The organism is Paenibacillus amylolyticus, from assembly GCF_051136285.1.
Lineage (GTDB): Bacteria > Bacillota > Bacilli > Paenibacillales > Paenibacillaceae > Paenibacillus > Paenibacillus amylolyticus_F.
On sequence record NZ_CP194938.1, the window covers coordinates 91899 to 115432 of the forward strand.

Here is a 23534-nt window from a genome sequence, read left to right on the forward strand (position 1 = left end):
TGTGAACTGTCAATGTTTAAGGAGGAAATGAAGCAAATGGCACAATTGAACATGAAAGAAGCAATTCGTGATGCGCTTCGCGTAGAGTTGAAACGTGACCCTAACGTTTTGCTTTTCGGTGAAGACGTAGGTAATGTAGGCGGCGTTTTCCGTGTAACGGAAGGTTTACAAAAAGAGTTTGGCGAAGAGCGTGTATTTGATACACCGCTGGCTGAATCCGCAATCGGCGGTCTGGCTGTAGGTTTGGGTATTCAAGGCTTCCGTCCGGTAGCTGAGATTCAATTCGTAGGTTTCATCTTCGAAGCCCTTGACCAAATGGTGGTTCAAGCTGCTCGTATGCGTTTCCGCTCCGGCGGTAAATACAATTCTCCAATCGTATTCCGCACACCATTTGGTGGCGGCGTAAAAGCGGCTGAATTGCACACAGACTCTCTGGAAGGTTTGCTCACGCAAACTCCGGGTATTAAAGTGGTAGTTCCTTCTAACCCTTACGATGCAAAAGGTCTGATGATCGCTTCTATCCGTGACAACGATCCTGTATTCTTCATGGAGCACTTGAATCTGTATCATGCTTTCCGTGCAGAAGTTCCTGAAGAAGACTATGTTGTTGAACTGGGTAAAGCAAACGTTGTTCGTGAAGGTTCTGATGTAACGATCATTACTTACGGTATGATGGTTCATACTTCTGTAAAAGCTGCAGAAGAGCTTGAAAAACAAGGTATCAAAGTTGAAGTTATCGACCTTCGTACGATCAGCCCGATCGATATCGATACGGTTGTTGCTTCCGTTAAGAAAACAAACCGTGCGATTGTTGTACAAGAAGCTCAAAAGAGCGCAGGTGTTGCGGCTGAAGTCATTGCACAAATCAATGAAAAAGCGATCCTGCACTTGGAAGCACCGGTTCTGCGTGTAGCTGGCCCGGATACAGTATATCCTTTTGCACAAATCGAAGATACATGGCTGCCTAACCCTGCGCGCATCATTGCAGCGGTTAACAAAGTCGTTAATTTCTAATTCAATCATCTGACATGCCGCAAGGCGCAGTATGGTGATTCACATCGCAGCACAGGCTGCACTGTAAACAGCCATTAGCCCCTTGATTGACAGTTATTTGCACTCGCAGTAACAGTTAGTTTTTGGAGTTAAGGGTTGTTTTCAGGATTGAGCACATAATCAAGGAGGTTTTTCAGTTGGCTAAATTTGAATATAAATTCCCTGAACTGGGCGAAGGCCTTCACGAAGGCGAAATCATCAAGATGCACATCAAAGTCGGGGACAAAGTAACTGATGACGATATCATCATGGAAGTACAGAACGACAAAGCGGTCGTTGAGGTTCCTTGCCCGGTTAACGGAACAGTAACTGAAGTTTTCGCTAAAGACGGTCAAGTCTGCCATGTTGGTGAAGTTGTAGCGATTATCGATGCTGAAGGCGAATTGCCTGAGCAAGACGACGCTCCTGCTGAAGACCAAGGTGCACAAGAGAAAGAAGCAGCACAAGGCGGAGCGGACACAAGTGGTTCATCTGCAGCAGCTTCCAGCTCCAATGCAGCTCAAGAAGGCGGCAACAATAACGTTCCTGCAGTACCTGCTAAAGACGTTTTGGCTACGCCAAGCGTACGCAAATTTGCTCGTGAGCAAGGTGTAGACATCGCTCAGGTTAACGGCACTGGCAACAACGGTAAAGTTACCAAAGAAGATGTGGAATCCTTCAAAAATGGTGGCGGTTCTTCCGCAGCAGCATCTTCCGAAGCTCCGGCTCAAGAAGAGAAAAAATCTGCAGCACCTGCAGCGGCAGCAGCTGATCAATACCTTGAAGAAGAGCGCGTACCATTCAAAGGTATTCGTAAAGCGATCTCCAATGCAATGGTTAAATCGGCTTACACTGCACCACACGTTACAATCATGGACGAAGTGGACGTAACTGAGCTTGTTGCTTTCCGTACACGTATGAAACCAATCGCAGAGAAAAAAGGTACAAAAGTTACTTACTTGCCATTCATCGTAAAAGCATTGGTTGCAGCTTCCCGTCAATTCCCTGCTTTGAACGCAATGATTGATGAAGAAGCCAATGAAATTGTGTACAAAAAATACTACAACATCGGTATCGCTACTGATACAGACAACGGTTTGATCGTTCCTGTAATCAAAGATGCTGATCGCAAATCCATCTGGATGATCGCTGATTCCATTCGTGATCTGGCAGCTCGTGGACGCGATGGCAAACTGAGCGCGAACGAAATGAGAGGAAGCACAATCTCCATCAGTAACATCGGTTCTGCTGGCGGTATGTTCTTCACTCCAATCATCAACTTCCCAGAAGTTGCAATCCTGGGTACAGGACGCATCAGCGAAAAAGCGGTTATCAAAAACGGCGAAGTTGTTGCAGCACCTGTAATGGCATTGTCCTTGAGCTTCGACCACCGTATCATCGATGGCGCAACAGCACAAAACTTTATGAATTACATTAAACAGCTGCTCGCTAACCCTGAGCTGCTTGTTATGGAGGTGTAAGATATGGTAGTAGGCGACGCTTCTCTTAATATCGACACATTAGTAATTGGTGCAGGACCTGGTGGCTATGTAGCTGCCATCCGTGCTGCACAACTGGGCCAAAGCGTATTGATCGTAGACAAATCCGAGCTGGGCGGTGTATGTTTGAACCGCGGATGTATCCCATCCAAAGCTCTGATCTCGGCTGCACACCAATATGAATCCGCACTCCACGGCGAAGCATTTGGTATCTCCGCAGAGAACGTAAAAGTGGATTTTGGCAAAACTCAAGAATTCAAAAACGGCGTTGTTAAGAAAATGACTGGCGGCGTAGCTGGTTTGCTCAAAGGCAACAAAGTTGAAGTTTTCAACGGTGAATGCATGTTCATCAACGAAAACGAAGCGCGTGTATTCAACGATCATGAATCTCCGCGTTACAAATTCAAAAATGCAATTATTGCAACAGGTTCCCGTCCAATCGAACTGAAACCTTTCCCGTTTGGCGGACGCATCTTGTCTTCGACAGAAGCTTTGAACCTGCCTGAAGTACCAAAAAGCATGATCGTTATCGGCGGCGGCTACATAGGTGCTGAGCTTGGTCAAATGTACTCCAAATTCGGTTCGAAAGTAACGATTATCGAAGGTTTGGATACTGTATTGCCAGGTTTCGATAAAGACATGACTAGCCTTGTGGCTAAAAACATGAAGAAAACAGGCATCGAAATCGTAACGGGTGCAAAAGCAGAAAGCGCTGAGCAAACAGATAAAGATGTAACTGTTAAATATTCTGTAAATGGTGAGTCCAAAGAAGTAACTGCAGATTACCTGCTCGTTACTGTAGGACGTCGTCCAAACACAGATGGAGAACTGGGTCTTGATATGATCGGTGTTGACGTTGACGAGCGTGGTTTCGTTAAAGTTGACCACCAAGGTCGCACAAGTATTCCTCACATCTTCGCAATTGGTGATATCGTATCCGGTCTCGCTCTTGCACACAAAGCTTCTTATGAGGGTAAAGTGGCTGCGGAAGCAATCGCTGGACAACCATCTGTAGTAGACTACAAATGTATGCCAGCAGTTGTGTTCACAGATCCTGAATGCTCTAGCGTAGGTTACACGGAGAAAGAAGCAAAAGAAAAAGGTTATAAAGTGAAATCAGGCAAATTCCCTTACGCGGGTAATGGCCGTGCAGTATCTTTGAACCATGCTGAAGGCTTCGTGAAAATCGTTGCTGACGAAGAAAGTGGCCTTGTATTGGGTTGCCAAATCGTTGGCCTGGAAGCTTCCAACTTGATTGCTGAGCTTGGTCTTGCAATCGAGATGGGTGCAACTTTGGAAGATCTGGCGCTGACTATTCACGCTCACCCAACTTTGGGCGAAATCGTGATGGAAGCAGCGGAATTGGTAATGGGTCACCCGATCCACATTATCTCCCGCTAAGATCATCGAAGCATCGGATTCGTCCGGCATTATATTTACATTCAAAAGAGACGAATGGCGCTAACGCGTTGTTCGTCTCTTTTTTGAGTTGTAATTGAGAAGATCAGGATATCGGTGTGCATAAAATGATGGAAGAATACACTCCTCAACTTGTTTAGTGAATTCATTTCATCCTAGTACTCAATTGTGGTACACTTTAGTAATGATCAGACTTGAGAAGTCTGCACCCTAATGGGTATGAGTGAGTGTGCAACATATATAGAGATGCGAGGAGATACCAACATGAAAAACTATCTCGATTTATTACAAGATATATTGGATAATGGCGTGCACAAAGGGGATCGTACTGGAACGGGAACGCAATCCGTATTTGGCAGACAGCTTCGATACGACTTGTCCGAAGGTTTCCCACTTGTAACGACCAAACGAATTCACTTGAAATCGGTCGTTCATGAGTTGTTGTGGTTTTTGAGCGGAGATACGAATATTGCCTATCTGAAAGAAAATGGTGTGAAGATCTGGGATGACTGGGCAGACGAGAACGGTGATCTTGGACCGGTGTATGGCTCGCAGTGGCGTACATGGGAAGCACCGAACGGGGAGAAAATAGATCAGATTGCAGCGGTTGTGGATTCGATCAAAAACAATCCGGATTCCCGCCGTCATTTGGTGAGTGCGTGGAATGTGGCCGAGATTAACAACATGAAATTGCCACCTTGTCATTTTGCGTTTCAATTTTATGTGGCTGAGGGTAAATTATCCTGTATGCTGACGATGCGTTCCGTGGATACCTTCCTCGGTTTGCCGTTTAATATTGCGAGTTATGCACTTCTGACACATATGATTGCTCAGCAATGTGATCTTGAAGTAGGTGATTTTATTTGGTCTGGCGGTGATGTGCACATCTATTCCAATCATGTGGAGCAGGTGAAAACGCAGCTGGAGCGGGAACCTTTTACTTTGCCTAAGCTGGTGATCAAGCGTAAGCCCGACTCCATTTTTGATTACAAGTTTGAGGATTTTGAATTTGAGAATTATGAACATCATCCGGGCATTAAAGCTCCAATTGCCGTTTAAATAAATTCAATGGAAGGAGTGCGGCCCTTGAGTATTGAACTGGTGTGGGCAATGGGAGAGAATGGTGTAATTGGACGTAATAACTCTCTACCCTGGCGATTGCCAAAAGATATGGCTTTTTTCAAACAGCAAACGATAAACAAAACGATTATTATGGGACGTAATACGTGGGAGTCTTTTGGCGGTAAACCCCTTCCACAGCGCCGTAATATTGTCGTCACCCGGGACTTGAATTACAGAGCGGAGCATGCTGAGATCGTACATACGATTGAAGAGGGAGTGAAGGTAGCTCAGGGTGAAGAACTTTGTGTGATCGGAGGTTCTCAGGTATATCGGGAGTTTTTACCGTTTGCAGATCGGCTCATTGTGACCAGAATTCATGAAGAGTTTGAGGGAGATACCTTTTTTCCTGAAGTAGACTGGTCAGAATGGGAGTTAAAGAAGCAGATTGAAGGCGAGCAAGACGAAAAAAATGTTTACCCTTTTACATTCGAGTTTTACGAGCGTAAAAGATAGAAGATATCAATGACACTGGCTCCGCGAATTTTCGTGAACAGTGTCTTTTTTTATGTAATTATAGATACTCATGTCCGATTGGATTATTCTTCACATCAATATAACATCTAACTGGTTTATTTTGCATAATATACATAGAATGAACATGAGGGAATGACTGGATAGTCTAAAAACTGTTGGATTTCAACGTTGTAAAGCTTTAAATCATGTGTTGTAATCGTGAGTCACAATGGACTTTCTCAAAAATCTTGATTTTAATGGTATTTTATCTTACATTAAGATGACGTTTATTCGATTTATATCTTTAACTTTCGTTTGATATGAAGCACGAGGTTGCGTTTTATGTCCAAAATAAAGCTATTGACCATACGTTCATATGAACGCTATGATGTATAAAATACAAATAATTATGCGGATAATCCATTTAATATTCAATGTCGTAAATGCTACTATTATTGAAATATCTTTGAGCATATTTTGTGATACAATAGACAAAAACTCAGGTAAAAGAGTAATCCATTTCATATAGAGCCATGCACATGAAGGGATTAAGACAAGAACGGATGGGGGAAACGTAAGATGTCTACACCTACTGGATTTATGGAATACAAACGGCAGCTCCCTGCCGATCGAGAGCCGGCGGAGCGCATCAAGGATTGGGAAGAGTTTCATAAACATATGGCTGAAGAAGAGCTCAGAACACAAGGTGCAAGATGCATGGATTGTGGTACCCCTTATTGCCATACAGGTATAGATATGACTGGCGGCACTTCAGGCTGCCCGGTTCATAACCTGATTCCAGAGTGGAATAATCTCGTCTATCGCGGTTTGTGGAAGGAAGCGCTGGAGCGCCTTCACAAAACAAACAATTTCCCGGAGTTTACAGGTCGTATCTGTCCAGCTCCTTGTGAAGGCTCATGTACAGTGGGACTGATTGGTCAGCCTGTAACGATCAAAACCATTGAAGAAGCCATCATTGAAAAAGGATTTGAAGAGGGCTGGGTTGTACCACAGCCACCGGAGAAACGCACTGGCAAACGTGTAGCCGTAGTCGGTTCAGGTCCAGCGGGACTTGCAACAGCTGCTCAATTAAACAAGGCAGGGCATACGGTAACGGTATACGAGCGTTCGGACCGTGTCGGTGGGTTGCTGATGTACGGAATTCCAACGATGAAACTGGATAAAAAAGTGGTACAGCGTCGTGTAGATCTGCTGGCAGCTGAAGGAATCCAGTTTATTACGAATACAGAGATCGGAAAAGATATTCCGGCTGAGCAACTCGTTAATGAATATGATGCTGTTGTTCTGTGTGGCGGTGCAACCAAGCCGCGTGAGTTCAACATCGAAGGTGCTGACTTGAAAGGGGTACATTATGCAATGGACTTCCTGAATGGTAGCATTAAGAGCTTCCTGGATTCCAACCTGGAGGATGGCAACTACATCTCCGCGAAGGATAAAGATGTTATTGTAATCGGGGGCGGAGATACGGGTTCTGACTGTGTAGCTACATCGCTGCGCCACGGCTGCCGCACCATAACGCAATTTGGTACCCACACTCAGGCGCCGCTTGAACGTGATCGGATTAACAATCCGTGGCCGCAATTTCCGAATGTGTACACACTGGACTATGCCCAGGAAGAAGCCAAAGCATTGTTTGGTCAAGATCCGCGTGAATTCTCCATCATGACCACCAAATTTGTAGGTGATGAAGAGGGCAATCTCAAAGAATTGCATACGATTCAAATTGAACGTATCGTCGATGAGACTGGACGCAAAATCTATCAACCAGTGCCAGGTACAGAGCGGGTATTCCCTGCGCAGATGGCGATGATTGCCATCGGTTTTGATGGACCGGAGCAAACGTTGGTTGAGCAGTTGGGACTTGAAACGGATCGCCGTACGAATGTGAAAGCACGTTATGGCAAATACAACACAAACGTAGACAAAGTATTCGCAGCAGGTGATATGCGTCGCGGTCAAAGTCTGGTCGTATGGGCCATCAATGAAGGTCGTGAAGCGGCACGTGAAGTCGATAAATATTTGATGGGTGCAACAGTATTGGTTTAAGCTTGATATATAGCTTATTCTACTTTACTACTATCATTATTAATGTCATGAAATATGAATAGCATAAATAAAGAGAAAAATAACCCTCGCATGTGCGAGGGTTATTTTTCTATGCATTTTTACAAAGAAAACCTTGGTTATTCCCAGTTCTTGTGAAAGTGTGATAGAAAGCATTGCATTTTCTAAGATGAAGACTTATTATTAGATTATAATTATTATAAATAAGCTAAAACAAAATATAATTTATGTATATTGTAAACCGGATATGAAGTTTTACAATATAGTGTTGTTTATTACGATCCGAGTAATTGAATGAAGAATGGTTTAAGTAAGAAAAGGGAACCTAATTTATAACGGAGGTGCACCCGTATGGCAAGTAATCGGGACAAGTCCATTTCAGAGCAAATTCATCAAATTAAAAACCAATTGGTTGATAAAGGATACAAGTTAACTCAACAACGTGAAGTGACAGTACGTGTACTGTTGGAACATGAGAAGGATCATTTTAGTGCAGAAGAAGTATTTCTCTTGGTGAAAGAAAAGTTTCCAGAGATTGGACTCGCAACGGTTTATCGCACACTGGAGCTACTCAGTGACTTACAGGTTGTAGAGAAAATCAATTTCGGCGATGGGGCGGCTCGCTTTGATCTGCGCAGCACAGATGGCTCTCATCATCATCACCATCTGATCTGTACCGAATGCGGCAGCGTAGAAGAAATTATGGAAGATGGTCTGCTGCGTTTGGAGCAGCAGGTTTTGCGTCAGTACGGTTTTGCTGTCACAGACCATCGACTGGACTTTCAAGGTGTGTGCAAAGAATGCAGACAAAAACAAACGCTCGAAGAGCAAGCTGCCGGTTAATTCATCACGGATAGATGCTCTTGAATCCAAAATCTGATATAATGAGTTTCAGAAGCAAGGGGCTTCCGTCGGCGGAAGTCCCCTTTTTGCCGTCATGCTGGCGGTAATAGGAGGAGAGATGGACGGATGAAGACACTGGTTATTGCGGAGAAACCCGATATGGGTAGAACCATTGCCGCCGTCATAGAACCAAAAGCAAAAAATAATCGTACCTACCTGGAAGGTGAACAATACATCATCACTTGGGCGATTGGACATTTGCTTGGACTGGCTGAACCGGATGCCTATGATTCAAAATACAAGCGCTGGAACATCGCGGATTTGCCGATCATCCCGGATCAATTTAAAATTGTACCGAATCCGAGGACGAAGGATCAGCTTAAAATGATTGGAGAACTTGCAAAGCGAGCTTCAGCGATTGTTAATGCTTGTGATGCCGGGCGGGAAGGACAGTATATATTTGCGCTTATTCAGCAGCAATTGAAGCTGCGTCAGCCTGTAAAACGTCTGTGGATATCGGATTTGACAGCTGAAAGCATTCGACGTGGGTTTGATGGACTGAAAGATGGGGCTGAATTTGAAAATCTGACACATGCTGCCCGTGCACGAAGTGAAGCAGACTGGCTGATTGGCATGAATGCCTCAAGGGCGTTTACAACAAGGCACAATGCACTCTTGTCTGTGGGCCGTGTGCAGACACCCGTATTAGCGTTAATTTATGATCGTGAGATAGAGATTGAGGCGTTTCAATCACAGACGTTCTATGAAGTAGCGGCCTGGTTTCGACAGGAAGGGGTAGAATACCGCGGCGTGCGTCAGGGTGATAAACTGACAGATGGCGAAGTAGCAGAATCAATTGCGACAAGTGTCAAAGGCAAGACAGGCCAGATTATCAAGTATGAAGCCAAGCAAACGAAGGATTATCCATACCGCTTGTATGATCTTACACTTTTGCAACGTGAGGCGAATGCGAAATATGGTTATGGGGCGAAGAAAACGTTAGATATTGCACAGGCCCTGTACGAAAAACATAAGGTAATCTCATACCCTCGTACGAATTCAAACTATGTGACGGAGCAGAACATTGAAGGTATGCATAAAACGCTGAATTTGCTTAAGAACGGAACATACAGCGAGCTAGCTTTGAATGCCAAGCCTGAACTGGTGCATAAAAATAACAAAGGGGTCTGCAACCCAAGCCGGGTAGAGGATCACCATGCCATTTTGCCAACATTAAAACGCCCGGGAACGCTGTCTAAGGATGAGCAGAATATTTATGATCTGATTGTGAGACGATTTCTGTCTCATTTCTATCCACCAGCTGAGTATAAACAGCATACTGTACTTACCGAAGTAGAAAAACATCAGTTCAAAACGTCTGTAAAAGAACTGTTGTCCATCGGTTGGAAGGTGGTACTTGGTTCAGGTGATCCGGAGCAAGGTGCTTCGGGTAAGAAAAAAGCGAAGAAAAACAGCAATGAAGAAGAGGAAACAGAGGAATGGACGGACAAAGCTTTTGCCGTACAGCCTGATTTGCCTGTTCAATGTACGAAGAGTGAGTTTAAGGAGAAAGCGACCCAGCCGCCCAAAAGTTATACCGAGGGTACGCTGCTCAAGGCGATGGAGAGTGCAGGCAAACAGATTGAGAATGAAGAATTGCGTGATGCAATGAAGGATAGCGGTCTGGGAACCCCAGCTACACGAGCGGCTACGATCGAACGTCTCAAAAACGTAGGTTACATTACGATGCAGGGGAAGAAGATGCAATTGACCCTTAAGGGACGAACAGCGATTGAATTGATCCGTCGTGCCGGTGTGGATTTGCTAACCTCACCTGAGATGACGGGACAATGGGAACGCCGGTTACATCAAATCTCCAAAGGTGAAGCAGAACAGGACAAGTTCATGGAAAACGTCAAGAAATTCACGTTATCTATTATTGAGAAAGTCCGTGTGCAGGCTCCGGCTGCAGCTGACGCGTTTGGTGAAGATGCTCGTGGGAGCAGAGGCAAAGGGAACGGTAGAACGGCTGTGAGCAAAACAGCTGCTAAATCTACTAATGATGCGAGAACAACCAAGGCATCAGCTGCAAAGACAGCTTCAACTACTCGTACAACCATGCAAATGAGCGCTGCACGTCCCGGAGCAAGGGAAGTTCTTGCTTCATGCCCGTCACCTGGATGCAACGGGCATATTATTGAGGGCAAGAAGGGATATGGCTGTTCTCGTTTCAAAGAAGGATGTACATTTGTGGTATGGAAAGAATATGCTGGCAAAAAAATAACAAGCACGATGCTGAAGTCCTTAGTAGAGAAGGGCAGCACACAAGTTCTCTCATTCAAACGCAAGGATGGAAGCACGGTGAAGGCGCGTATTATTCTGAAGGATGTTGTCACAGGCCAGTTATCCGGAGAGAAGCAGGAAGCTTCATCGTAAATTTGCACATATAAAAAAGAAACCCGGTATCTCCTATTACAGAAGAAGGGGTTTCTGGTTTCTGAACGAAAAGAGAACCCTCTAACCAAGGGTTCTCTTTTGTTGCTGCTGTTGTATATCTTCATGAATAACTTTGGGGACCTCTTCCAGTGCAGTGATCGTATACATGGAAGTGTTCGGATTTGGCTGCAGCTCAACAATGTTATATTGCCATTCGTTGGGCTGTTTGATATAGATGCTGTGAATTCCGGCATTCACGGCAGGCATAATGTCTGTACGAAGCGAGTTGCCAATCATCCAGGTTGCTCGTCGGTCGAATGGCCCTTTGGACAGGATGCCTTCCAGTGCTTGAACATTTTTGTGCTGACGAATATAGATTCGATCATCGAAATAGATGGAGAGTTTCATCTGATCAATCTTACGTTGCTGAATGACTGTCTCTCCGCCAGTATACAAATAAAGAGAATGCCCAGCAGACTTAAGCTCTTCCAAAGTCTCTACCATATGTGGGTAAGGCTCAACTTCCTGAGTGTAAACACTCATGCCCAGTTTGCTCAGATACGTTTCTTCTTTGGGTGAAGTCGCTCGGGCATATTTTTGGGAAAAGTATCGATACGTATCAATCAGGGACTGTGGAAAATGGTGACTTGCAAACCCGACTTTGTTCACGCCGGTAACATCTATTTCCAGCTGTTTCTCCCGAATCTGCTGTGTGGTCAGGGCATGACCGTCAAACCATTGCTGCATGTTCTCAAAGAACTCTCCCAGAACCAGATTGAAATATTTGTTGCAATACACAAGTGTATCATCGAGGTCAAACAATATATGTTGTTTTGATAAAGTCAAAGCTAGCTCACTCCTTGCCTGCGCTTGTTGCGGAAAACTCACAATCCGGTTATATCACTCAGATGCGAATGTAGGATTCCAGAAACATATTCAATTCAGATACACCATCTGGACGGATGCTGTATTTTTCTTTACGGTTGCTCCCCAGCAAATGTGTACGCAGCAGACCTGCAATGCGAAGGGCCATGACCTGATCCTTAACAGGATCTTCGTCTTTGCCCAGCTCTTCACACATCTCGGAGAGTGACTTGGGTTCATCCGATACATATCTTAACAGGCGAAGTCTTTCGGGATCTGCCAAAGCATGGGTGAATCTTAACAAACACGTTGGCGGTTCATCTTCATTCTCTTCAGGTGTATCTACAGGATACTGAATAATCATCATGCCTTCATAAAAGCAATACATGTTAATTGGACGGTTATGCACGGTTGGGAACAGAATGACTTCGTTTAATCCAGGCATCGGTTCAACGATAACACCCGCGGTGGCATATTCAATTAACAGTTCAGGGCCCATCTTTTCAAGCAAAATCCGCTTTTCTTCCGCGTCTTCTTCGAGCCATACGCGGTGGTCTTCGCTAATATTCTGACAGTAGTGCTGATCCCATAGTCGCAGTAATGGGACGTAGCTGTTCCGAATACGGGTTGATTCTTCTATAGTAAGTTCAGGCATTAACGGAGAGATGCGCGCAAACAGTTCATCAGCTGAAAGTCCTGCGAGCATGTCCAGAAAGTCCTTATTCTCTGAAGTTGTGTTCTGATAAGCTGCCCAGGCAAACAGGACATCAAAATCGTCAAAAGGCCAAGTGGCAGCAGGTGCAAGCGCAGCTCGCACGTTGGAACTTAGCTTGCCTTCAACGTCCAGAATCCATTCAGGACCAACGTCCAGATGCTGAATCCACTTTTTCGTGACATAAACCAAAAAGCTGTTTAGCATCTCATATATCGGTGAGACATCAATTTTAACATGATAAGCCATAATGATGCAGAATCCTCCCGTCACATCTAGATATACACAGCGACTTATGTACTATTATGGCTTGTTTTACCGGGCGTTGTCCACTATAATGTTCAAGTCCGGGGCTGTGCCCCGGTTTAGGAAGAAAGTATACATCCATATAAATAACAGACTAAAGATCGTCAGCGATGGCGATTTTTCTTTGTTTGCGTTTGCAGGAGGAATGAAATTCCGTGGCATCTATATTCAAATCTAAAATATCACCCTCAACTTTAAATTATCTGATCCTGATTACCGTGATTGTGGCAGCAGGGATCAGTCAAGGACTGTTGCTGCCTGTGTTATCCATTTTTCTGGAGCAACAAGGGGTTTCTCCGGGGTTAAACGGGCTGAATGCTGCTGCACTTTACGTTGGATCATTCGCCATGACACTGGTAGCCGAACGTTTACTGGGAGCACTGGGGTTCAAAAAGCTGATTGTTGGCGGCTTGATTCTGGTGATGCTTCCCCTGATCCTTTTTCCGTATTTTCCGGATATCAAAATATGGTTTGTGCTACGCCTGATCGTTGGCATTGGAGACAGTGCTTTGCATTATGCTGCTCAGTTGTGGGTACTGCTGGTTACTACACCTGAGAAGCGAGGGCGTTATATTTCCCTTTATGGTATGTCTTACGGACTTGGTTTCAGTATCGGGCCATTAGGAATTAAATTGCTCGGGTACGGCGATGCAGTTCCATTCCTGGTGCTTTTTGCAGGCATGGCGGCCGTGCTCATTCTGGTACTCATGAAGCTTCCGGATACCAAGCCGGAAAAAGCAGAGCATGCTCAGTTGCCGGAACGGCGTTTTCGCCGCAGTTTCGCTTGGGCATGGTATGCACTGTTGCCGGCCCTTTTATACGGTTACATGGAAGCTGGCATGAACAGCAATTTCCCGGTTTACGGACTGCGAATCGGATATGATACCAATCAGATTGCCACATTACTTCCTTTTATAGGGATCGGCGGATTGTTCCTTCAGCTTCCACTCGGGATGTTAAGTGACCGATATGGTCGGAAAAAAATTCTGATGACAGCCGGGATCGGCGGTGGCCTGGCATTTATGCTGGTTCCTCTTGCAGGCACGAATTTCTGGCTCACGCTTGTGTTACTGCTTGTTGCGGGAGGGCTCGTTGGTTCGTTCTTCTCCTTGGGACTTGCTTATGCTGCAGATATCTTACCTAAAGTGTTGCTGCCTGCAGCTAATGTTGTAGCGTCCTTCCATTTCACGATTGGAAGTATGGTGGGGCCGAATCTGGGAGGACAGTTGATCAACTGGGTGTCACCTGGCAGCATGTTTGTGATGCTTGGTTGTATGTATTTCATTTTTGGCGTCACAGGTATATTATTTCGGCGTAAACGGGAAGTGGAATTTGTGTTAAAATAGAAGCTGGTGTTCGCATGGAAATTGATGTCCATTTCCGAGTACACTAGTAGTAGGGAAAAACATGGACAAGAGGAGACATCGCGATGATCAGAGTGGAGAACTTGAGCAAATCCGTTGGAGCGGATCGTATTCCGATTCTGCGTGATATTCGTTTTGATATGCAGCAAGGAGAAATGATTGCGGTGGTTGGCTCCAGCGGGAGCGGTAAAAGCATGCTTTTAAAATGTTTGGCGATGAAGGAGAAGTGGGATTCAGGTCGTTTTACCGTAGATGGCATGGATATTTTGAAGGAAGGCTGGAGCGGTAAACAAAAAATCAGACGGGAATGGGCATACTTGGAGCAGAACCCGCAATTATATCCCAGGAAAACCGCATTGAAAAATGTACTCATTGGAAGTTTCGGTCAGACCCCATTGTGGAGGATGGCAACAGGGATGGTACGCTCAGATGACTATATGGGAGCGATGGATCACCTTGAGGGTCTGGGTTTACTGGATAAAGCGCATCAAATCGCTGAAAAAATGAGCGGCGGTGAGAAGCAGCGGGTAGCTATTGCAAGAGCACTTGCTCATGGTGCCAAGGTTGTTCTGGCAGATGAACCAGTCATTGGACTTGATCCACATACGGCGGGTACCGTGCTGGAAACGCTGCGTAAATTGTGTGATGAGGAACGAGCAACGGTTATTGCCGTGCTGCCGATTGAACTGGCAGAGCAACATGCTTCGCGAATCTGGGGAATCGCGGAAGGCAGAATCGTTTTTGATATACGAGGACGTAGATTGACACAGCATGAGAAAAACCAGCTTTAAAATGAGTGCTTAATGAAAAGAGTGATGAGATTGCTTAATTCGCGATGGGGACGCTGTATAGCGGCTAGTTCGATGGCTGTTCTGCTTGGAGCAGTATTAAGCGGCTGTACGGTTATCAGTGACCCCAAGCTTCTAATGAAGCCGCCGATGATGTCTACGGACAAGGAAAAGCTGTATAACATTGTGCAAAAGGAAACACCGCCTGAAAGTAAATTGATTCGGCCCAAAGATATGAGTAACACCAGCATGATCCGAGTAGAAGATCTGAATGGTGACGGCATTCGCGAGGCCATCGTTTTTTATGAGACGCCTAATGAGAACGTACGTATCCACGGTATGATTCTGGAAGAGCAGGGAGGAAGCTGGGTCAAAAAACTGACGTTTGATGTACCGGGTAACGAGCTGGAATCTTTCAAGGTCATGGATATTACGAATGATGGGAACCCGGACATCATTGTTGGTGTCAGCCTGCAGGATCAAAAAGCCTTAACTGCATATTCTTACAAAGGCGGGGTATTGGAACAGGTACTGGGTGGCGTGCCGTATAATCAGGTTATTATCGATGATATGCAGGGCAATGAGCTTGATTTAAGCGGAGACGGGAAAAGTGATTTTGTTATTGTTTCGCTGAACGCTAACGGTTTTGCCAGCATTGCTCTGTATCAATATCAGGATGACAGCTTTAAGGAAATGGATCGTGTCGTTACGGATTATACGGTCAAAGAGGTGTACAACGCGCTTGGTGGTGAGATTGCCGAAGGGAAAACCGGCATCGTTCTGGATGCAGATCTCGATGATCGCAGTTCGTTTACACAAATTATGTATGTGAAAGACAATAAACTCGTCAGCGCTTTTAAATCACCGGATCAAACGTATAGAGATGACAAAATTTTAAGCGGTGATGTGAATAATGATGGTATTATTGAGTTTGGATTAAAAGAAACACCAAAAGGCTGGGAACACTACGTATTTGATTCACGCATGTGGTTTTATACGTTCTACCAGTGGGATGGCCAAGAAGGTAAGAAGTTTGTATCGTTTCAGTTCCGGGATGATGCGGATCTGTTTCATCTTAACTTAAAGCCTGAATGGTACGGCAAAATCACGATTGACACTCGATCGGAGAAGGATAAATATATCCGGTTCAAAATGATCAAAACGGATGAAACCGTAGCAGAGATCAAATATTTTACATTTTCACAGTGGGATCTTGAAAAGGGGAAAAGCTGGAAGGAAATTACTCGAACGAAAGATCGGGTAATTGCATCGCGTGTAGCACAATCTGAGGCGGGCAAGGATGCATTAAGCAAAAACTTCTCAGCTGAATAGAAAGGAAGAACTTGATGAGTAAAGTACTTATTCTTGAGGATGAAGAATCCATCCGCAGTTTTATTGTCATTAACTTGAAAAGAAATGGATTCGAAGTACTGGAGGCCGGTGACGGTCATGAGGCGCTCCGCATTTTGCAAACTGTTCCGGATATCGATCTGGCATTACTGGATGTTATGGTTCCCGGCATAGACGGGTTTGAAGTGTGTAGACGGATTCGTGAAACAAACGAAAGACTCGGCATTATTTTCCTAACGGCAAAAGTTCAGGAGCAGGATAAAGTATATGCCCTCTCGGTTGGGGCAGACGACCATGTAAGCAAACCGTTTAGTCCGACTGAACTGATTGCACGAATTCAATCGTTGCTGCGTCGTGTTAACGTACATCGCGAAACTGCCGCCAAAGTTACCTTCCAATCGGGGCCGTTTTCATTGGATCTGATCTCCAAGCAGTTTAAAAAGAACAATGAAGGGATTGAATTAACGCCTACAGAGTTTTCTTTAATTCAGTTCTTCCTGGAAAAAGAAAATACGCCACTGAGCCGTGATTTGTTGCTGGATCACGTATGGGGCAAAGAGTATATGGGTGATCCCAAAATTGTTGATGTTAACATCCGTCGTCTACGTCAAAAAATTGAGAACAATCCTTCCGAGCCTGAATACCTGCAAACTGTTTGGGGTCACGGGTACAAATGGAAGGGCCGGGATCAATGATCAAAAAAGGAATTACGCGGCAGATTGTATTACACTACTTTATTGTCGTTTTCCTCGCTCTGGTGCTTGTTGAATTTGTGTTTATGCTGGCTGTACAGCGGTATTATTACGAGAGTATCTACAATACAATCAGCACTCACATTACCAATAACAGAGACTTCCTAGAGCCCATTGCCCGAGCAGGTAATGGAGAAGATGGCAATAATAACTTATCCAGACTTTTGGTTCGTCTTGCATTGGATAACACCGAACTGGAAATTCTGGATCTGAATGGCCGCGTCCTGGCGAGTTCGACGGCATTTGAATCGGATCGAACGGTACTGCAAACAAGCGATATTATGCAGGCATTAAACGGTGATATGGGACGATGGATTGGCAGGCAGCCAAATACGGGCGAATCGGTTATGGCGGTAGCGAACAAATTTGATCTTGGCGGTGAGAATACGTACATTGTACGTTATCTGACATCCCTTGAATCCGTAAACTCCAAATTACTCGTTATGGGAATGTTGGCTATTGCCGTGGGTGTTGGTGTACTTGCTATCGTCTTGATTATCAGTATCGGAATGGCCAATTCCATTGTCCGCCCAATTAATAGCATTACAGCAGTATCTGCTCAGATGGCTAAAGGCCGACTGGATGTGAGGGTCAAAGGGAATTACAAGCACGAACTTGGCGAACTTGCCTCAACATTGAATTTCATGGCTCATGAAATTGTTCGCAGTAATCAGATCAAGGATGATTTTATCTCGTCCATTTCCCATGAATTGCGCACACCACTGACGAGTATCAAAGGCTGGAGTGAAACGCTTGATTCAGGTGGCTACGATCCGGATGAAACACGCATTGGTATGGGCATCATCGCGAAGGAAACGGAGCGATTGATTGGACTAGTGGAAGAGATGCTTGATTTCTCCAAACTGCAGCAAAATCAAATGAAACTGGTTAAAGGCACGGTTAATATCCGTGAAGTTGTGCAGGAGACGATGCTGAACGTATGGGCCAAAGCCGAACAAAAGCAGGTACATCTCAAGCTGGAAACCGATGAGACGCATGCTTACAATGTATATGGTGATGGGAATCGATTGAAGCAGGTGTTCCTAAACATCGTGGATAACGCGATCAAGTTCTCACATGAGAACTCCTGGATCTTCCTCACGGTCAAAGAAGAAGAAGGTCAGATCGTAGCGGTTGTGCAAGATACAGGCATCGGGATCAGCGAGGAACATCTAATCAAAGTAAGAGATCGTTTCTTCCAGGTGAATCATCAAAATGGAGGAACCGGACTTGGTCTTGCCATTACACAAGAACTTGTGGAGCTGCATGAGGGCACGATCACGATGCAAAGTGAGCTTGGATCAGGGACAACGGTTACGGTATCCTTACCTATGCTTAAGCAGGAGATAACTCCAGTTGAGCAAGATTTAACACATGAGGAAGCGCTGAGCGGAACTGATACACCAGGGGAGCCGGCTAATGCAACTACGGAGCCTGATCAGAATGATCAGATACAGGCTCATGACCCATCAACTGAGGGAGAGAAACGTTAATTCCTCGTTCTACAGTTCATGTTGTAATTAGACAATGAACATCGTATATGTAAAACCAAAAAGGCGAGCCAATATGGCTCGCCTTTTTTTAATATCTACCGCAATTAAACTTATGAGGATAATTCGCCAGTACGAAGACGGCTACTTTTCTCATACACTTCTTTAAGAATGCGTACGGGCTGTGTACGTAACGCTGGTTTGGGTCCTACGATCTCGTTAGGGCCAACAACGACGATTTCGTCTGCTGTACCTTTGACAATTGCACCGTCTTTGATGATGGCTCCTTCGCCGATAATTGCACGTTCGATATGAACGCCTCGACCTACGCGTGCGTTTGGCATAATGACACTGTCCAGCACTTCAGAACCTTTGCCCACTTCAGCTCCGCAGAAGATGACGGAGCGTTCAGCACGGCCTTCAATGGCGCAGGAGTCATGAACCATGGATGCCAGATGTTGCATTTGCGTCTGTCTTGCTTTAATGGCGCTCGGTTTGGATCGCCATTCACGGGTGAACATCGGCCAGTCTTCTTTTTGCAGGCTCCAGTTTTCTTCGTTATACAGCAGATCCATGTGCGCATCCCAAAGGCTTTTCACTGTACCAACATCTTTCCAGTAACCATTAAAGTTATATACATAAAGTGAATTGTTTTCATTTAACATCTGTGGAATGACATCTTTTCCGAAGTCATGGCTGGAGTTCGGATTGGCAGCATCTTCAAGCAGATGACGTTTCAAGTATTGCCAATTAAACATATAGATGCCCATGGAAGCCAGGTTACTTTTGGGCTCAGCCGGTTTTTCGGCAAATTCAGTTACGCGCAGATCCTCATCTGCGGCCATGATGCCGAAGCGGTGTGCTTCGTCCCAAGGTACCTCCATGACAGAGATTGTTGCCACAGCATTATTGGCTTTATGTGCCTCCAACATTTCACGATAATTCATATGATAGATGTGGTCACCCGACAAAATTAGAACATTTTCGGGATTTTGCTGGTCAATATAGTCGATATTTTTATATATGGCATCCGCAGTTCCCAAGTATTCGTCATTTCCTGTATGATAAGATGGAAGCAAGGAGATTCCACTCTCATTCGAGTTGGCATCTGTCCATGGTTCTCCTTGACCAATATGTTCGTGCAATGATTCCGCCTGGTACTGCGTCAGTACTCCTACAGTATCAATCCCTGAATTGACGCAGTTACTGAGAGGAAAATCGATAATACGGTAGTGCCCGCCAAACGGTACAGCGGGTTTAGCAATCCTCGAGGTTAAAGGAGCTAATCGCTTTCCTTCTCCTCCCGCCAACAGCATAGCGATGCAATCTTTATTAAACATGATCGTTTCCCTCCCAAAATATTTGTGCAGTGTAGTACATTAGTAAACGAAAGTGAAGCCTCTGAAACGATAGTTATTGTAAAAATTCTGAAAAAATACATGTTTTTTTAAAACAACGCATTTTTCTTTTCAATTTGGCTAGAATGGGGTAATGGTTAGCGTTATATCTATTTTCTGGAGAAAAGAAGGTGATCCCTTGGCTATTGAACCGTTGGCACAACCGGATATGTCATCTGAGCATATTTATTTATTTCATGAAGGTAATCTTCATCACAGTTATCAAATGTTGGGCGCGCATCCTGAGACTCGCGATCACCGTCAAGGGTTCCGCTTTACCGTATGGGCACCAAATGCCGTAGAAGTGGGACTGGCTCTGGACCGTAATGAATGGCAAGGGGAAAAGGAACCTTTATATAAGATACCCGAATCAGGATTTTGGAGTCGTTTTTTTCCGGGAATTGAAGAAGGTACTTTATACAAATTTCGTATTTTAACGGAAGACGGAACCGAATTTCTCAAAGCTGATCCTTACGCTTTTCAGGCGGAAGTTCGCCCGCAAACGGCATCTGTCACAAGTTCCATTGAAGGTTACAAATGGAATGACGGCGCATGGAGACGCAAGCAACGTACGCTGTATAACAAACCTTTACATATTTATGAAATGCATCTGGGGACGTGGAAGCGCAAGGAAGATGGTAGCCTTTATAACTACCGTGAGATGGCGGACTTGCTCGTTCCTTATTTATTGGAGATGAATTATACCCATGTTGAAATGATGCCCCTCAGCGAGCATCCGTATGACCTGTCATGGGGATACCAAAATACAGGTTTTTATGCACCAACTAGCCGTTATGGGCAACCCAAAGATCTGATGTATCTGGTGGATACACTACATCAGGCGGGCATTGGTGTATTGCTGGACTGGGTACCAGCTCACTTTGCCAAGGATGCACATGGGTTGCGTCTGTTTGATGGTACTCCGTTATTCGAATACGCAGATCCGATGTTAGCGGAGAAACCGGGCTGGGGTACGCTTAGTTTTGACTACTCCAAACCGGAAGTGCGCTCATTCCTTATTTCCAACGCATTGTACTGGATGGAGATGTATCATTTTGATGGACTCCGAGTTGATGCAGTTACGAGCATGCTTCGTCTTGATTTTGAAAAGCAACCAGGTCAATATCGAACGAACGATGAAGGTGGCTTGGAGAATAAAGAAGCTGTCGCCTTCTTACAACAATTAAACGAAACCATCTTTGAATATTTCCCTTATGCTTTGATGATGGCTGAAGAATCCAGCGCATGGCCAATGGTCACGATGCCGGTAGATAAGGGAGGGCTGGGTTTTAACTACAAATGGAATATGGGTTGGATGAATGATACTTTGGATTATATGGAATCTGATTTTCACGACCGTCCTTCCAAACATCATTTGCTGACTTTCCCGGTTGTATACTCCTTTTCTGAAAATTATGTGCTTCCTCTGTCTCATGACGAGGTCGTTCATGGTAAAAAGTCTCTTTTGAACAAAATGCCAGGAAGTTATGAGCAGAAATTCGCAGGTATGCGTGCGTTTCTTGGTTATTTCATGACATTCCCGGGCAAAAAGCTATTATTCATGGGTGGAGAGTTCGGCCAGTTCATCGAATGGAAAGATGAGGATCAACTGGACTGGTTTTTGCTGAATTATGACAGTCACCGCAACCTGCACAAGTTTGAACGGGAGCTGTCTGAGCTTTACGTCCGTGAAAAAGCTTTATGGGAGCTTGATCATTCCTTTGACGGTTATGAATGGATCACTCCGGATGATCAGGGCCAAAGTGTCATTTCATTTATACGCAAAGGAAAAAAACCTACGGATACACTCCTTGTGCTCATTAACTTTCAGCCGGTTAAAAGGGAGCGTTACCGGATTGGCGTCATGCGTCCCGGTATGTATACCGAAATTTTGAACAGTGATCATTCGGATTACGGTGGTTCAGGGATAACTAATGATATGCAGATCCCTACGGAAAAGATTCCATTTCATGGGCATGAAAACAGCCTGGAAGTGGATTTACCGCCGCTCAGCATCGTGATTTTAAAAAAGAATACACGCCGGAAAACGGAGCCCATCGCTGAAGGTAGCGCTTCCGTGAAATCGAAAAAAAAGTCAGTAAAAAAAGAGGACAGCACGCTTAAACCGAAGAGGGGGACTAAGGCATGAATATTTTATTTGCAGCGGCAGAAGCACATCCGTTTATCAAAACCGGAGGACTGGCAGATGTTATTGGTGCATTGCCACAAGCTTTGAAAAAAAACGGGGCTGACGTAAGAGTGATTTTGCCGAAATATAAAGGAATTCCCGACGAATATAAAGATGCGATGAAGCCTGTGATTGTTACGGATGTGCCTTTGGGCTGGCGTAGAGCTTATTGTGGAATTGAAATGCTGGAGTTTGACGGGATACCCGTTTATTTTGTAGACAATGAGTATTATTTCGGACGGGACGGAGTCTATGGGTACATGGATGACGGGGAGCGATTTGCCTTTTTCAACCGTGCTGTACTTGAGGTGCTTCCGCAAATTGAATTCAAGCCGGACGTCTTGCATACACATGACTGGCATGCTGGAATGATTCCACTGCTGCTCAAGGCTCACTATGCTCACGACGCATTTTATAGTGCGATTCGAACCGTGTTCACCATACATAACCTGTTGTATCAAGGTGTATTCCCACACGAGTTATTTAGCGAAATCCTGGAGCTCGATGACCGGTATTTCACGATGGATGGGGCGGAATACTATGGAAATGTGAATTTCCTGAAAACAGGAATTGTGTATTCTAATCATGTGACAACGGTGAGCCCGACATATGCCAGGGAAGTGCAGACTTCATATTACGGTTATGGGCTGGATGGACTACTCCGTTCAATCGGTGATCGCTTCAGCGGCATTGTGAACGGCATTGATACCAAAAGTTACAACCCGGCAACGGACAATAAAATCGCGGTCAAATACAGAACGAGCCTGTCCAAAAAAATCGAAAATAAAATCGAATTACAAAAAGAGTTGGGGCTGCCGGTTCGTCCAGACGTTCCGCTCATGGTGATGGTAACCAGGCTTGTTGATTCCAAAGGGCTTGATCTGGTGTGTCGCATTCTGGATGAGTTGCTCTATTACGATGATATTCAATTTGCCGTACTGGGTACCGGGGATTCTGCATATGAGCACTGGTTCCGGGAAGCGGCTAATCGTTATCCCTTGAAAATGTCAGCTCAGATCATATTTAATGACGGTTTGTCTCGTCGTTTCTATGCTGGAAGTGACATTTTCCTGATGCCGTCAAAATTTGAGCCATGCGGGATCAGCCAATTGCTGGCCTTGCGTTATGGAAGTGTACCACTTGTAAGAGAAACAGGTGGTTTGAATGATACTGTTCAAGCTTACAATGAGTTTACAGAGGAAGGGAATGGCTTCTCGTTTACAAACTTTAATGCTCATGACATGATGAATAGCATTCGGCGAGCGGAAGAGTTTTATCGTCAGCCAGATCAATGGAAGAAGATTGTGAAAAATGCAATGAGCGGAGAATACAGCTGGGAGGTATCGGCTGGGGAATATATGGATATTTATCGTCGAATCCAGGGTGAGAGCTGATTTGATGTTGAACTTGAATACAAAAGCCGCAGCTTCGATA

The 23534-nt window shown here is 44.9% G+C and carries 18 protein-coding genes; 15 read left to right on the top strand and 3 right to left on the bottom strand.

Going from position 1 to position 23534, the window contains the following annotated elements:
- The first annotated feature begins 36 nt into the window (after positions 1-36).
- From ACR8BL_RS00430 to ACR8BL_RS00465, 8 genes are all read left to right on the top strand, one after another.
- The gene (locus ACR8BL_RS00430) at positions 37-1014 is read left to right on the top strand and encodes an alpha-ketoacid dehydrogenase subunit beta (RefSeq protein ID WP_434750774.1); all 978 of its coding nucleotides are present in this window, start codon (positions 37-39) and stop codon (positions 1012-1014) included.
- Between the two features lie 176 nt (positions 1015-1190).
- A complete protein-coding gene (locus tag ACR8BL_RS00435; RefSeq protein WP_434750775.1) occupies positions 1191-2513 on the top strand; it encodes a dihydrolipoamide acetyltransferase family protein in 1323 nt (440 codons plus the stop codon).
- Positions 2514-2516: 3 nt separating this feature from the next.
- Positions 2517-3932: a dihydrolipoyl dehydrogenase gene (lpdA, locus tag ACR8BL_RS00440; protein WP_434750776.1), complete on the top strand. Its 1416-nt coding sequence runs from the start codon at positions 2517-2519 to the stop codon at positions 3930-3932.
- Between the two features lie 282 nt (positions 3933-4214).
- Positions 4215-5009, top strand: coding sequence for a thymidylate synthase (gene thyA, locus ACR8BL_RS00445; protein WP_434750777.1), 795 nt, complete (start codon positions 4215-4217; stop codon positions 5007-5009).
- A gap of 27 nt (positions 5010-5036) precedes the next feature.
- Complete coding sequence (locus ACR8BL_RS00450; protein ID WP_434750778.1) at positions 5037-5525, top strand: dihydrofolate reductase; 489 nt, start codon at positions 5037-5039, stop codon at positions 5523-5525.
- Between the two features lie 579 nt (positions 5526-6104).
- Positions 6105-7592, top strand: a complete 1488-nt coding sequence (locus tag ACR8BL_RS00455) for a glutamate synthase subunit beta (RefSeq protein ID WP_434750779.1) — start codon at positions 6105-6107, stop codon at positions 7590-7592.
- Between the two features lie 369 nt (positions 7593-7961).
- Complete coding sequence (locus ACR8BL_RS00460; protein WP_434750780.1) at positions 7962-8453, top strand: Fur family transcriptional regulator; 492 nt, start codon at positions 7962-7964, stop codon at positions 8451-8453.
- A gap of 126 nt (positions 8454-8579) precedes the next feature.
- Positions 8580-10889, top strand: a complete 2310-nt coding sequence (locus tag ACR8BL_RS00465) for a DNA topoisomerase 3 (protein ID WP_434750781.1) — start codon at positions 8580-8582, stop codon at positions 10887-10889.
- A gap of 81 nt (positions 10890-10970) precedes the next feature.
- Here ACR8BL_RS00465 and ACR8BL_RS00470 read toward each other — a convergent pair whose 3' ends face one another.
- The gene (locus tag ACR8BL_RS00470; protein WP_434750782.1) at positions 10971-11735 is read right to left on the bottom strand and encodes an HAD family hydrolase; all 765 of its coding nucleotides are present in this window, start codon (positions 11733-11735) and stop codon (positions 10971-10973) included.
- Positions 11736-11793: 58 nt separating this feature from the next.
- A complete protein-coding gene (locus tag ACR8BL_RS00475) occupies positions 11794-12714 on the bottom strand; it encodes an ArsR/SmtB family transcription factor (RefSeq protein ID WP_434750783.1) in 921 nt (306 codons plus the stop codon).
- 212 nt (positions 12715-12926) lie between these two features.
- On the opposite strand from ACR8BL_RS00475, the gene ACR8BL_RS00480 reads away from it, so the two are divergent.
- From ACR8BL_RS00480 to ACR8BL_RS00500, 5 genes are all read left to right on the top strand, one after another.
- Entirely contained in the window at positions 12927-14117 is a 1191-nt protein-coding gene (locus tag ACR8BL_RS00480) for an MFS transporter (RefSeq protein ID WP_434750784.1), read from the top strand.
- Positions 14118-14200: 83 nt separating this feature from the next.
- Positions 14201-14926, top strand: a complete 726-nt coding sequence (locus ACR8BL_RS00485) for a phosphonate ABC transporter ATP-binding protein (protein ID WP_434750785.1) — start codon at positions 14201-14203, stop codon at positions 14924-14926.
- 30 nt (positions 14927-14956) lie between these two features.
- Positions 14957-16255, top strand: coding sequence for a hypothetical protein (locus ACR8BL_RS00490; RefSeq protein ID WP_434750786.1), 1299 nt, complete (start codon positions 14957-14959; stop codon positions 16253-16255).
- 14 nt (positions 16256-16269) lie between these two features.
- Entirely contained in the window at positions 16270-16968 is a 699-nt protein-coding gene (locus ACR8BL_RS00495) for a response regulator transcription factor (RefSeq protein WP_434750787.1), read from the top strand.
- On the top strand, positions 16965-18518 hold the full coding sequence (locus ACR8BL_RS00500) for a sensor histidine kinase (RefSeq protein WP_434750788.1): 1554 nt from the start codon (positions 16965-16967) through the stop codon (positions 18516-18518). The genes ACR8BL_RS00495 and ACR8BL_RS00500 overlap by 4 nt, the downstream gene beginning before the upstream one ends.
- 110 nt (positions 18519-18628) lie before the next feature.
- Here the strand turns inward: ACR8BL_RS00500 and ACR8BL_RS00505 are convergent, their stop codons facing one another.
- Positions 18629-19855: a glucose-1-phosphate adenylyltransferase gene (locus tag ACR8BL_RS00505; RefSeq protein ID WP_434750789.1), complete on the bottom strand. Its 1227-nt coding sequence runs from the start codon at positions 19853-19855 to the stop codon at positions 18629-18631.
- A 226-nt stretch (positions 19856-20081) separates the two neighbouring features.
- Here ACR8BL_RS00505 and glgB point away from each other — a divergent pair, with 226 nt between their 5' ends.
- Both glgB and glgA read left to right on the top strand, forming a co-directional pair.
- Positions 20082-22061 carry a 1,4-alpha-glucan branching protein GlgB gene (gene glgB / locus ACR8BL_RS00510; RefSeq protein WP_434752965.1) on the top strand — a complete coding sequence of 660 codons (1980 nt, stop codon included), beginning with the start codon at positions 20082-20084 and terminating at the stop codon, positions 22059-22061.
- Positions 22058-23494, top strand: a complete 1437-nt coding sequence (glgA, locus tag ACR8BL_RS00515) for a glycogen synthase GlgA (protein WP_434750790.1) — start codon at positions 22058-22060, stop codon at positions 23492-23494. Before glgB ends, glgA begins: the two co-directional genes overlap by 4 nt.
- Positions 23495-23534 lie beyond the last annotated feature (40 nt).

Coding starts and splice junctions, on each gene's coding strand:
- ACR8BL_RS00430 (WP_434750774.1), top strand. CDS start 37: ATGGCACAATTGAACATGAAAGAAGCAATTCGTGATGCGCTTCGCGTA.
- ACR8BL_RS00465 (WP_434750781.1), top strand. CDS start 8,580: ATGAAGACACTGGTTATTGCGGAGAAACCCGATATGGGTAGAACCATT.
- lpdA (WP_434750776.1), top strand. CDS start 2,517: ATGGTAGTAGGCGACGCTTCTCTTAATATCGACACATTAGTAATTGGT.
- ACR8BL_RS00485 (WP_434750785.1), top strand. CDS start 14,201: ATGATCAGAGTGGAGAACTTGAGCAAATCCGTTGGAGCGGATCGTATT.
- ACR8BL_RS00500 (WP_434750788.1), top strand. CDS start 16,965: ATGATCAAAAAAGGAATTACGCGGCAGATTGTATTACACTACTTTATT.
- ACR8BL_RS00495 (WP_434750787.1), top strand. CDS start 16,270: ATGAGTAAAGTACTTATTCTTGAGGATGAAGAATCCATCCGCAGTTTT.
- ACR8BL_RS00505 (WP_434750789.1), bottom strand. CDS start 19,855: ATGTTTAATAAAGATTGCATCGCTATGCTGTTGGCGGGAGGAGAAGGA.
- glgA (WP_434750790.1), top strand. CDS start 22,058: ATGAATATTTTATTTGCAGCGGCAGAAGCACATCCGTTTATCAAAACC.
- ACR8BL_RS00460 (WP_434750780.1), top strand. CDS start 7,962: ATGGCAAGTAATCGGGACAAGTCCATTTCAGAGCAAATTCATCAAATT.
- ACR8BL_RS00455 (WP_434750779.1), top strand. CDS start 6,105: ATGTCTACACCTACTGGATTTATGGAATACAAACGGCAGCTCCCTGCC.
- glgB (WP_434752965.1), top strand. CDS start 20,082: ATGTCATCTGAGCATATTTATTTATTTCATGAAGGTAATCTTCATCAC.
- thyA (WP_434750777.1), top strand. CDS start 4,215: ATGAAAAACTATCTCGATTTATTACAAGATATATTGGATAATGGCGTG.
- ACR8BL_RS00475 (WP_434750783.1), bottom strand. CDS start 12,714: ATGGCTTATCATGTTAAAATTGATGTCTCACCGATATATGAGATGCTA.